The sequence below is a fragment of the Sphingobacterium sp. JUb56 genome (assembly GCF_014191365.1).
GTDB lineage: Bacteria > Bacteroidota > Bacteroidia > Sphingobacteriales > Sphingobacteriaceae > Sphingobacterium > Sphingobacterium anhuiense.
In genome coordinates this window covers 2946660-2959122 of record NZ_JACHWL010000001.1, presented here as the reverse complement: position 1 = coordinate 2959122, position 12463 = coordinate 2946660, and the positions used below count along the sequence as shown (strand labels likewise).

General features: G+C 34.8%; 13 protein-coding genes. 6 read left to right on the top strand and 7 right to left on the bottom strand.

The annotated features are described in order from the left end of the window. Positions 1-61: 61 nt before the first annotated feature. Positions 62-2011 carry a M1 family metallopeptidase gene (locus FHR29_RS12545; protein WP_183915019.1) on the bottom strand — a complete coding sequence of 650 codons (1950 nt, stop codon included), beginning with the start codon at positions 2009-2011 and terminating at the stop codon, positions 62-64. Positions 2012-2098: 87 nt separating this feature from the next. Beyond that, positions 2099-2446, bottom strand: coding sequence for an ArsC family reductase (locus FHR29_RS12540; protein ID WP_021192277.1), 348 nt, complete (start codon positions 2444-2446; stop codon positions 2099-2101). A 226-nt stretch (positions 2447-2672) separates the two neighbouring features. Between FHR29_RS12540 and fbaA the strand changes: the two genes are divergently transcribed. Continuing rightward, positions 2673-3752, top strand: coding sequence for a class II fructose-bisphosphate aldolase (gene fbaA / locus FHR29_RS12535; RefSeq protein ID WP_183915017.1), 1080 nt, complete (start codon positions 2673-2675; stop codon positions 3750-3752). A gap of 178 nt (positions 3753-3930) precedes the next feature. Continuing rightward, entirely contained in the window at positions 3931-4605 is a 675-nt protein-coding gene (locus tag FHR29_RS12530; RefSeq protein WP_132772856.1) for a head GIN domain-containing protein, read from the top strand. A 57-nt stretch (positions 4606-4662) separates the two neighbouring features. Here the strand turns inward: FHR29_RS12530 and FHR29_RS12525 are convergent, their stop codons facing one another. From FHR29_RS12525 to FHR29_RS12505, 5 genes are all read right to left on the bottom strand, one after another. Then, positions 4663-5526: a fumarylacetoacetate hydrolase family protein gene (locus FHR29_RS12525; RefSeq protein ID WP_183915015.1), complete on the bottom strand. Its 864-nt coding sequence runs from the start codon at positions 5524-5526 to the stop codon at positions 4663-4665. A 184-nt stretch (positions 5527-5710) separates the two neighbouring features. Then, positions 5711-6643 carry a 30S ribosomal protein S6--L-glutamate ligase gene (gene rimK, locus FHR29_RS12520; protein WP_021192273.1) on the bottom strand — a complete coding sequence of 311 codons (933 nt, stop codon included), beginning with the start codon at positions 6641-6643 and terminating at the stop codon, positions 5711-5713. Positions 6644-6709: 66 nt separating this feature from the next. Further along, entirely contained in the window at positions 6710-7144 is a 435-nt protein-coding gene (locus FHR29_RS12515; protein ID WP_021192272.1) for a RimK/LysX family protein, read from the bottom strand. A gap of 53 nt (positions 7145-7197) precedes the next feature. After that, the gene (locus tag FHR29_RS12510) at positions 7198-8376 is read right to left on the bottom strand and encodes an AIR synthase related protein (protein ID WP_183915013.1); all 1179 of its coding nucleotides are present in this window, start codon (positions 8374-8376) and stop codon (positions 7198-7200) included. Between the two features lie 59 nt (positions 8377-8435). Then, positions 8436-8921, bottom strand: coding sequence for a DNA-deoxyinosine glycosylase (locus FHR29_RS12505; RefSeq protein WP_183915011.1), 486 nt, complete (start codon positions 8919-8921; stop codon positions 8436-8438). 121 nt (positions 8922-9042) lie between these two features. Between FHR29_RS12505 and FHR29_RS12500 the strand changes: the two genes are divergently transcribed. The 4 genes from FHR29_RS12500 (at position 9043) to mgtE (ending at position 12376) form a co-directional block, all read left to right on the top strand. Continuing rightward, on the top strand, positions 9043-9915 hold the full coding sequence (locus tag FHR29_RS12500; protein WP_021192269.1) for an SPFH domain-containing protein: 873 nt from the start codon (positions 9043-9045) through the stop codon (positions 9913-9915). Between the two features lie 17 nt (positions 9916-9932). Further along, positions 9933-10121, top strand: a complete 189-nt coding sequence (locus FHR29_RS12495) for an Arc family DNA binding domain-containing protein (RefSeq protein ID WP_183915009.1) — start codon at positions 9933-9935, stop codon at positions 10119-10121. A 166-nt stretch (positions 10122-10287) separates the two neighbouring features. Beyond that, positions 10288-10992 carry a dipeptidase PepE gene (gene pepE, locus FHR29_RS12490; RefSeq protein WP_183915007.1) on the top strand — a complete coding sequence of 235 codons (705 nt, stop codon included), beginning with the start codon at positions 10288-10290 and terminating at the stop codon, positions 10990-10992. Between the two features lie 67 nt (positions 10993-11059). Further along, the gene (gene mgtE / locus FHR29_RS12485) at positions 11060-12376 is read left to right on the top strand and encodes a magnesium transporter (protein WP_183915005.1); all 1317 of its coding nucleotides are present in this window, start codon (positions 11060-11062) and stop codon (positions 12374-12376) included. The last annotated feature ends 87 nt before the right edge of the window (positions 12377-12463 follow it).

Below are 12463 nucleotides of genomic sequence, written 5' to 3'. Positions count from 1 at the left end.
TAAAAGAAATTATTTTAATAAAAAAATCTCATATATGATTGTATATGAGATTTTCTGTTTTTTATTTTGCTGTCCAGATATTGTTTTCCGGAACATGATCTGGAAAAACTTTATCAGGATCTAATTGAACTGATATTAAAGGTTCTTTTGAATCTATTTTGAAGTCAAAAGATTGGTTTCTTTCCCAAACTTCTACGGGTAATTTTTTTCGAATTTTCTTTCCTGATACTGTTGTGGCTTCAACCACTACAGGCATAGGAAGTTTTTCTAAATTTTGAACCGTAATAACGGAACCTAATTTAGGGTCATTTTTTATGTATGTTACTTTATTGATTGCCTGATCAAGACGCCAGTTGTTTAGAAACCAACCGCGCCAAAACCAATTTAAATTTTCCCCTGTCCCATTTTCCATTGAACGGAAAAAATCTTCTGGTGTCGGATGTTTATAGGCCCAATCAGAAATGTATTTTTTGAATGCATAATCAAAACGTTCTGCGCCAATAATTTCATTTCTTAATAATTTGAGACCATAAGCAGGTTTATAGTAAAGCAATATACCAATATTGCGTTCATCCATGCTTTGTGGTGTATTCATTATCGGTTCTAAGCGAGGATCTGTAAATCGGACTGCTTGACTGTTTGGATCTCCAACTTGTTTAAAATATTCACCGTTATTGAAACTTTCGGTTGCAATTTCATTTATGAAAGAGTTGAATCCTTCATCCATCCAGCCAAATTCTCTTTCGTTGCTCGATACAATCATTGGAAACCAGTTATGGCCAAATTCATGATTTGTTACTCCCCATAAGGATCCAGCACGTGCTTTATTGCCACAAAAAGATAATGCAGGGTATTCCATACCTCCAACATTGGAAGCTACGTTGACAGCTACAGGATAGGGATAATCAAACCATTTGTTGGAGTAATGTTCAATGGCCGCTTTGGTATACTCGGTAGAACGTTCCCAGGCATTATTACCATTACTTTCTTCTGGGTAAGCAGAAATAGCAAGTGATTTTTTTCCATTGACCAAATTAATTCTCGCTGCATCCAATATAAAAGAAGAGGAAGAAGCCCATGCAATATCTTGCGCATTATTTAAAATGTATTTCCACGTTAGGCTTTTCTTATTTGGTCTTGAGTTTGCTTGAGTGACCTCTTGTGCAGAACGTATGATGACTGTCTGGTCACTATTTTTGGCATTTTCATAGCGTTTAAACTGTTCTGCCGTAAATACTTCTTGTGGGTTCTGAAGTTCTCCCCCCAAAACTACAATGTGATTCGCGGGAGCCGTTATCTGTACCTGATAATTACCAAATTCACGATAAAATTCGCCAGGCCCCGTATAAGGTATTGTATTCCATCCTCGAATGTTGTCGTAAACGCATACTCTAGGGAACCATTGTGCGATGGCAAAAACATTACCTTTGGCGGCTTTTAGTATTCCCGTTCTATCGGCACCATACTCTGGTATTGTGTATGAATATTGTATTTTAAATCCTGTTTTACCACCTTTTGCTGCTAAGGCTTGAGTTAGCCTAATTTGCATGCGGGTATCTGTGATGATGTAATCAACCGGTTTACCAGTTAGATCGGTGACAGAAGATATCGTATAGCCACCATCAAAACTCGCGTTAGCATCACCATATCTACTTTTTGTTAATGGAGATATGGCTTGACCTCGACCTTCTTTGGAGAACATATTTTGGTCTAACTGAAGCCATACATAGTCCAGCTGATCTGGACTATTATTGCTATAATTTATTTCAACATTTCCAGCAATTGTATTTTTTCGATCGTCTAATGTTGCTGTAATTTTATAGTCAGCATTGTTTTGCCAGTAAGCTGGTCCTGGTTTTCCACTTGCTGAGCGAAATTCATCACCATTATTATTAAAAAATAAAGGAGCAAATGCTTCAGTATAACTATAATTGCTTTTTTGTTGAGCAAAACTTGGAGTTGATAATGATAAGGACAGAATACTTATTGACAATAAGGGTAATCTTTTCATACTTAATTGTAGGGATTGTTCTGCCTAAATATAGTATGAAAAGATGTATTGTTAAATTTTTTCGAAGAAATAGTCGGATTGTAACGATTATTTTAGAGAGGAAGCGTATTCTAGTTCATCGAAACCGAGCAAAATTTGCTTTCCTCCTTCAATTACAGGTCTTTTAATCATACTTGTGTTTTTGATCAGAACTTGGTTAGCGGTGTGTGCATCTGTAACGGTCGCTTGTTCTTCTACATCAAGTTTTTTCCATGTGGTTCCTTTTTTATTCAGCAGTTTTTCCCAACTGATTTCTTTTTCCCATTCCTCGAGTTTATTTTCAGAGATGCCTTCCTTTTTATAGTCGTGAAATGTATAAGGCAATTGATGTTCTTCTAACCAATTGATCGCTTTTTTCACTGTGTTGCAGTTTTTGATTCCGTATACGTGTAACATATTTGTTCTATATTTTAATTCAAACTTAGAGAAATTGTAATTGATATCCAATATCGTATAGGTGAATATTAAATTATAGATGCTATTGGGTAAACTTCTTTATTTAGTGAGCATGGATCATTATGTTAGTGTAAGAAGTACACTTTATAAATTATGTAGAACAATATTTTTTTTTTAACTTAGTCCATAAATAGTGAGATTATAAATAACAAAAGCAAATTATAATATGAGCCTAAAAGATTTTAAAGGTGTATTGACGGGAGATCAAGTACAAGAATTGTTTGAATTAGCAAAAACGCACAAATTCGCATTACCAGCTGTTAACGTAACTGGTACAAACTCGATTAATGCTGTAATGGAAACTGCAAAAGCGGTTAACTCACCAGTGATTATTCAATTGTCAAATGGTGGAGCACAATTTTATGCTGGTAAAACGTTAAATAATGATGGATTAAAGGCATGTATTCTAGGTGCTGTAGCTGCTGCTCAACACGTTCATTTATTAGCAGAGCACTATGGTGTTGCAGTTATTTTGCATACCGACCATGCTGCTAAGAAATTATTACCTTGGATCGACGGTTTATTAGATGCTGGTGAGAAGTTTTTCGCACAACATGGTAAACCATTATTCTCTTCTCATATGTTAGATTTGTCTGAAGAGCCAATTGAAGAAAATATTGAGATTTCGGCAAAATACTTAGCACGTATGAAGCCGCTTGGAATGACTGTTGAAATCGAATTGGGTGTAACAGGTGGTGAAGAAGATGGTGTAGATAATTCTGATGTTGATAGTTCAAAATTATATACACAACCGGAAGAGGTAGCTTATGCTTATGAAGAATTATCAAAGGTGTCTGATAAATTTACTGTAGCAGCAGCTTTTGGTAATGTACACGGGGTATATAAGCCAGGAAATGTAAAATTACAACCTGTTATTTTATATAACTCACAAGAATTCATTCGCGAGAAATTTAATTTAACTGCTGATAAACCTGTTAATTTTGTTTTCCACGGTGGTTCGGGCTCAACTCCTGAAGAGATTGCAGAAGCAATTTCATATGGTGCAATCAAAATGAACATCGATACAGATATGCAATGGGCTATGTGGGATGGTGTTCGTGAGTATGAAGCTAAAAACCATGATTATTTACAAGGTCAAATCGGTAATCCTGAAGGAGCTGATTCTCCAAATAAAAAATACTACGATCCCCGCGTTTGGTTACGTAAGGGAGAAGAAGCTTTCGTTACACGTTTGAAACAAGCTTTCCAAGAATTGAATGCAATTGATGTTAATAGCAAGTTATAATATCGATTGAGTCTACATTTAAGTAGTACTAAAAAGCGTATGAGGTAATTTCACTTCGTACGCTTTTTTGTTGGGGCTGTGTTGTTTATTTATTTTTGTTAAAATCTGCTAAATTTTATCTTAAAGTCAGGAATGGTGCATATTTTGCAGAATAGTTATACGAATAGAATATATTGATATGAAAAAATTAGGATTAGGTGCTATTTTATTTTTTATTGCGCAATTAGGAATTGCTCAGACAAAGCAGAACGTGGGTACGTTTAATTCGGTAGATGTTACAGATAAAATTCAGGTTGAATTAATTCATGGCAATTCCAATGAGGTTGTGACTGAAGGGGCTAATTCTGAGAATATCCAAGTTATCAACAAAAACGGTGCATTACGTATTAAAATGAATACTTTAAATGCGCTTCAAGGAAATAATATCAGTGTTAAGGTATACTATCAATCTTTGAATAGTTTATCTGCCAAAAAGGGAGCGAAGATCGTTAATAGAGAAAAAGAGAAAATAGTAGCCGATCAATTAAATGTTTCCGCGGCAGAGGGTGGTTTAGTGGTTGTTTATGTGGAGGCTAAAAAGGTAGATGTTAAGCCTACTTCAGGTTCTACAATTTCACTTATTGGAAAAAGTATCACACAAGATGTTGTGTCTAATTTTGGCGGTAAATATGAAGGTAAAGAATTGATAACAGATGTAACCAATGTTACGGTCAATGGCGGTGGTCAAGCAGAGGTATATGCAAAAGATTCTATTGTTGCTAAAACGCGTGCGGGTGGCGTTATTGAAGTTTATGGCAAACCTGCACATAAATCTGAGAAGAAATTGGCTGGTGGAATAATTAATTATAAATAATCTACTAGAGCAGATTAAAAAAAGCACTTAATTTTTTAAGTGCTTTTTTTAATGATTTTAACTGGATTCTTTCTGGAAGTTAATCAGTGTGTTCTTAGCAACACCTAAACCTTCTATTCCATATTCAATTTCATCACCCTCTACTAAAAATCGTTGCGGTACATGTCCTATACCTGTGCCAGCAGGTGAGCCGGTTGAAATAATATCTCCGGGGAATAATCCAAAGAAATCCGAAATATAGGAAATTAATTCTTTAACAGGAGTAATGAAATTTTTTGTATTTCCTTCCTGCATTAATTTACCGTTGAGTTTTAACCAAATTCTTAAATTCCCATCGTCTTCAATTTCGTCTTTTGTTACAAAATAGGGGCCTAAAGGAGCAAAAGTATTATAGCCCTTTCCTTTATCCCAGGTACCACCTCTATGTTTCATAAAATGACGCTCTGTTACATCATTCATCATAACATATCCAGCGATATAATCTGATGATTCCGCTGTCGAAATATGTGTGCCCTTTTTTCCGATCACAACAGCAAGTTCTGTCTCCCAGTCTGTATGGTATGAGTTTTTTGGAATTATAATGTTATCAAAGGGGCCATTTAATGCTGAAATAGCTTTTAAAAATAATATTGGCTCTTGTTCTTGAGCTAATCCAGTTTCTTTTGCATGGTCAGAATAATTAAGTCCTACGCATACAATTTTAGTTGGATTTGCAATTGGTGTTCCGATACGACTTTCGGAAGGAATTGGCTTTAAGCTTGTACGGTTATTTATCACAAACTCTTCTAATCTTTCGAGCCCACCATTAGCGAGAAATTTATTGTCATAATCTTCTCCAAAATCGGAAGTGTCATAGTGAACTTCATTGATTAAAATTCCTGTTTTTTCTTCATTTAGTGGTCCGTAGCGAAATAACTTCATAGCATCTTAAAATATAATCGGCAAATGTAACCGTATAATCCTATTTATTCGTTTTAGTATTGTCAAAATCAGGTAATGAAATTAGGGGCTTTTCTATCATGTATTCTAAACAGATGATTTTTCATATCATTATATGAAGTTCATATAAACAAAAAAGGTTCCTTTTTTAGAGGAACCTTAATTTTTATAAATCGCTTTGCTTTTTCTTCTTTTTACGAATCTCTGGTTTGGCAGCTTTCTTTAATTCAAACTGTTTTTCGAGATACATGATAATTTCTCCAGCAATATCTTTTTTTGTTGCTTTTTCTATTCCTTCTAATCCAGGAGATGAGTTTACTTCGAGTACGAGAGGACCTCTGTCTGATGGCATCATATCAACACCACAAACTGTTAATCCCATGGAAGCCGCAGCTGCAATGGCAGTCTCACGTTCATTTTTTGTAAGTCTGATAATTTCTGCTGTTCCACCACGGTGGATGTTAGATCTAAACTCTCCTTCTTTGGCTGTTCTTTTCATTGCACCGACCACTTTTCCTCCGACAACAAATGCACGTATATCTGTTCCTTTCGCTTCTTTGATATATTCTTGTATTAAGATATTATTTCCTAATCCATAGAAAGCTTCTATAACTGAGGAGGCAGCTTTCTTCGTTTCAGCTAATACTACACCAATTCCTTGTGTTCCTTCGAGTAATTTAATAACTAAAGGTGCACCACCGACCATACTAATCAGGTCGTCAACATCAGATGCAGTACGGGCAAATCCAGTAATGGGAAGACCGATTCCTGCACCAGATAAAATTTGCATACAACGAAGTTTGTCTCGTGATCGTGTGATTGCTTGACTTGGATTGGCTGAAATTACGTCCATTACCTCAAATTGCCTCACAATGGCCGAACCATAGAAAGTAACCGAAGCACCAATTCGAGGAATTATTGCATCAATATCTGAAATATCTTGACCTTTATAGTGGATGCTAGGTTTGCCTTGTTGAATTCCTACATAGCATTTGCTATGATCGATGACAACGCATTCATGTCCACGTTTTTCTGCAGCTTCTACTAATCGACGTGTCGAGTATAAGCTTTTAACTGTTGATAATACAGCGATTTTCACTTTGCTATGATTAGAATGATTTAATTGTAATGTTGGTTCATAAACAATTGTCTATGAATATTCTTTTTATCCAACAGATTTTTGAGATAAGTTAGATCTTGACACGTCCACGATAAACCTTTTTGATAGGAAACTTTTTCCTAGTAACATAGGATATCGCATGGAAGAACGGTTTCTAAAAGATAATTTAATTTCGAAAAACTGATTATATAATTTGGCTTTTGTTAATATGTAATAACGCTTTTCTTTTTGACCGAATGAACTTTTTACAATTTTTTCTCGATAAACAGGAAATTTGAATATGCGAAGTTCTCTTGTTTTAAAATTAACGATAATATGGCAAATAATCCACTTTTGATTTTCAATTATTTTGATTTCATAAGATTCACAATGTAAAACAGATGATCCCGCACCTGTATCTACTTTTGCTTCAATATTAAAAATACCAAGTTCCGGTAAATCTAATGATTCTTTCCAACCCACAATTAGTTTATCTTTCATGGTTATTAGGAGTCATTAGACTTGATAAAATACCAAGTCTAATGACGTTTTAGTTATTCGTAAATAAACTCGCCGTAAGGAGATTTAACTGTTACTTGTTTTGTAGCAGCAGCTTCTACGCGACCAATAATTTGAGCGGGAATACCATAAGATTCGGAGATTGCAATAATTTCTGATGCAATTTCTTCAGGTACATAAAGTTCCATGCGGTGTCCCATGTTGAATACTTTGTACATTTCTTTCCAATCCGTATTTGATTCTTTTTGAATCAAATCAAACAATGGAGGGATAGGGAAGAGGTTGTCTTTGATAACGTGTACTGCATCAACAAAGTGTAATACTTTCGTTTGTGCACCACCTGAACAATGTACCATTCCGTCAATTTGAGAACGGTAAAGATCTAATATTTTTTTGATTACCGGCGCATATGTACGTGTTGGAGAAAGAACTAGTTTTCCTGCTGTAATTTCTTCACCAGTTTCAACTGTGATTTTATCGGTTAAATTTTGACTGCCTGAAAAAACTAAGTCATATGGAACAGCAGGGTCAAAACTTTCTGCATATTTTGCTGCAATATTTTTATTAAAGACATCATGACGTGCTGAAGTTAATCCATTGGATCCCATTCCTCCGTTATATTCGGTCTCATAGTTAGCTTTTCCTGAAGAGGATAAACCAACAATTACATTGCCTGGTTTTATGTTGTGATTAGAAATGATGTCTTCACGTTTCATGCGACAAGTTACCGTACTATCTACAATAATAGTACGTACTAAATCGCCCACATCTGCAGTTTCACCACCTGTTGAATAGATACCGATACCCATCTCACGGAGCTCTGCTAGAATTTCTTCTGTTCCATTAATAATTTCTGCAAGAACTTCTCCTGGAATGACATTCTTATTACGACCAATAGTAGATGATAATAAAATGTTATCGGTAGCGCCTACACAAAGTAAGTCATCAAGATTCATGATGATTGCATCTTGTGCAATACCGCGCCAAACAGATATATCACCTGTTTCTTTCCAGTAAACATAGGCCAAGGAAGATTTCGTACCTGCACCATCAGCGTGCATAATATTACACCACTGTTCATCACCACCTAGAATATCAGGAATGATTTTACAAAAAGCTTTTGGATACAATCCTTTATCGATGTTCTTAATAGCATTGTGTACATCCTCTTTACCTGCGGATACACCTCTTTGGTTATATTTTAAATCTGACATGTTGCTGCAAAAATAATGATTCGTTATGAATTTTAAGCTTTTATTGTAGTAAATATTTGTTAATCTTTTTTAAATATGACTTGCCATTCAAGAAGTAATTTTTCTAAAGAGTATTGAGCATTTGCAGGACTTGTGCTGGGTAGTGTGTAATACTGGTATTGATCCGCTTTTTTAAAGTGTTTATCAAATACTTTACGTGCTTTTTGTCCATTAAATATGATGGTATGGAGGTGTGGGTGCTGGGAAAAGAATGTAGTGAGGTCATTTGGAATTTCCTCAAGGATATCGAGATCCATACTGCCTTTTCTTTTTGCTTGTGCGCACACATCCCATAGACCGATCCTATTTTCTAGCAGTATATTTAATTTTTCTGAATAAGAATGAAAGTCAGTTATATTAAAAATCCGTTGGATTAATTTCCAGAATCGATTCTGAGGATGTGCATAATATTCTTGGGCTTGAAGGGACCTGTCTCCGGGTAAAGAACCCAATATTAATACTTCAATATCGTTATTTTGAATGGGTAAGAATGATTGTTTAAACATCTTGATAATAAACATTTATGCCGAATATAAAGAATCCTTTTTGATCTGGCATATTTTATTTTGAAATGAAATCTAAATGCTATATATTTGATATCAAACTAATATCAAAACTTAAAAAAATATGGAAAAATTAATTAAACCTCTTTCTGGTTATTTAGCTCTTTTAATTGCTATTGTTCTTTTTGTACTTGGAATCGTATGTTTCTTTCAAGCAGAAGCTTCTTCCTGGTATATTGCGGTGGGGATTTTATTTATTTTAACCACACTGTTCTTGTTAAAGGGTCTGATGATCATTAATCCAAATCATTCACGTGTGTTGAATTTCTTTGGAAGTTATATTGGTACAGTAAAAGAAAATGGGTTATTTTTTGTTAATCCTTTGTACTCTACTTTAAATGTTAGTCTACGATCGGATAATTTACAGGGACAAACTTTAAAAGTAAATGATAAAATGGGTAATCCTATTGAAATAGGCGCTGTTATAGTTTGGCAAGTTGGTGATACTTATAAGGCTACTTATGATGTGACAAATTATACTTCATATGTCCGCACACAAAGCGAAGCGGCTGTGCGACATTTGGCAGGTAGTTTTCCTTATGATAATTTGGAAATAGATCCTAATAATCAAGCAACAATTACTTTGCGTGAAGGTGGAGATACTGTTAATCATATCTTAGAAAAAGAATTATTAGATCGTTTGGCTCCAGCTGGTATTATTATAAAAGAGGCGCGGATCAGTCATTTAGCGTATGCTTCTGAAATTGCCGGAGCAATGTTACAAAGGCAGCAGGCAACTGCGATTGTTGCCGCTCGTGCTAAAATTGTTGAAGGTGCAGTTGGTATGGTAGAAATGGCTTTGCAAAGATTGTCTGAAAAAGATATAGTTGAGCTGGATAATGATAAAAAGGCAGCAATGGTTAGTAATTTGATGGTGGTACTCTGCGGGGAAAAGGCGGCATCTCCTGTGTTAAATACGGGAACCCTGTATCAATAGTTTTATTCATAAATAATATGGCGGAAAAAAAGAATTTCATGCTCCGGATTGATAGTGATGTATATAAGGCATTGGAAAAATGGTCTGCCGACGAATTTAGGAGTGTGAACGGGCAAATAGAGTTTTTATTGAATAAGGCATTGAAAGAAGAAAAGCGCTTACTTGATAAAAAAATAAAAATAACTTCAGATAAATCAGCAGAGTAGTTTGTGGTTGGTTTAACATCCTTAATTGAGATTTATTGCATTTGACATGTGATAGTTGCTAGTGTGAAAGTAAAGGTTTTTAAAATCATTTTCACACTAGCTTTTTTAATGATGAAATAACATAATAAATTTTAAATTTGAATGAATTTTGAGTGGTAAGATAGATATGAATAATAATTTTAGATTGCTTGTTATCAGTACAAGTACGATCCATGGAAGTTCTTTTTTGACCTATATAAAAAATGATTTGGTTGACTTTATTCAGACCGATGAATTGATATTTGTACCTTACGCAAGGCCATCTGGTATTTCTTATGATGAATATACAGCTAATGTTCAGAAAGCTTTAAAAGATAAAGGAATTCGGGTAAAAGGTCTACACACTTTTTCTGATCAAAAGGATGCAATAAAAAAAGCAAAAGCAATTTTTATAGGGGGAGGAAATACTTTTCTTTTGCTCAAGACTTTGTATGAATTGGATCTTGTTAGTGCAATTAAATCGGCTGTTGCTTCTGGTTTACGTTATGTGGGTACTTCAGCTGGATCTAATTTAACGGGCTTGACAATTGGTACAACTAACGATATGCCGATCGTTTATCCCCCAAGTTTTGAAGCATTACAGTTTTTACCTTTTAATCTCAACCCACATTATCTTGATCCAGATCCTAACTCTACACATAAAGGTGAAACGAGAGAGACAAGAATCCAAGAATTTCATCAATTCAACAGTCAGGCTGTGTTGGGTTTACGAGAGGGTAGCTGGTTACATGTTGAGCATGGTCAAATTGAATTGAAAGGTGTACTGTCTGCACGATTATTTCAACAAGGAAAAGATCCCATTGAGCTTAATCCTGGTCAACTTCAATTTTGAGATATTTACAAAATACTTTAGCAATTTAGCTTCTAGATTTTAGCGGTGATTAAAAAAGTAATTATTTATGAGTAAAAAAATAAAAGTACATCCCGCAGATATTGCTGAAAATCTAAGTAAATTAGACAAAGAGGCTTTGTATGAGCAATTTAATCATTATGATTTTGACTTGCAACTCGAGATATTTTCTTTTTTAGAAAAGGATGTTCAATATCGCCTAGCAAAATCCCTCTCAGAATCGGAACTGACAGAATTACTTAACAACTTAAAGCCTGATATTAGGAATCAGCTATTTTCTGATTTACCTGATGATTTGATTAAGTACTTAATTAATTTGTTAAATGAACGTGAAAAACAGTTAGCGTTGAAGCTGATTGGCTATGATGAAAATAGTATTGCACATCTCATGACCCCGATGTATGTCCAAGTTAGACCATATTTTACTGTTGAACATGTTTTTAAGCATATTAAGCTTTTTGGAAAGAAGGCTGAAACCTTAAATTTTATATATGTTGTCGATGAAAAGAATGTGCTTATTGATGATTTAAAAATAGGTGAGTTGTTATTAGCCGATACAGATACTGAAATTTCAGAACTGATTGATCATAATTTTGTTGCTATCAGAGCCGCAACTCCTATGGAGGAGGCATTTGAGATTTTCCAGAAATACGATCGAAGTGCGCTTCCGATCACGACGGATAATGGTGTATTGGTCGGTATTGTGACATTTGATGATGTATTGGATCAGATAAAAGATCGAGATACGGAAGATATCCAACGTTTTGGCGGGATGGATGAACTTGATGTCGCTTATACAAAAACTCCGCTACTTAAATTGATTCAAAAAAGAGCTGGTTGGTTGATTATTTTGTTTTTAAGTGAAATGCTAACAGCTTCAGCGATGGCTTACTTTGACGGAGAAATTGAAAAGGCTGTAGTTCTTGCTTTATTTGTTCCATTAATTATTTCTAGTGGCGGAAATTCTGGATCGCAAGCTGCATCATTAATTATTCGAGCCATGGCTTTGGGAGAAATAAAACTTAAGGACTGGTGGTATGTCATGAAACGTGAGATTTCATCTGGTCTGATTTTGGGAGGTATATTGGGTACTATTGGTTTTCTTAGAATTTTACTTTGGCAAGAACTGGGGATATATGATTATGGTATTTACTGGGTTTATATTGCACTAAGTGTTTCTTTATCTTTACTTTTTGTTGTGCTTTGGGGTACATTATCCGGTTCGGTTATCCCATTTGTACTACGCAGATTCGGTTTAGATCCGGCAACTGCTTCAGCACCTTTTGTCGCAACTTTGGTTGATGTATCCGGATTGATTATTTATTTTACCGTTGCGGGCTTATTATTATCGGGTAGGCTATTATAGCCTTTATTAACAGAATATTTTAAAACTGATTCTATTTTTCATTGTTATTTAGTATAGGGGGTGTTGATTTCCCCTTAACTTAAATAA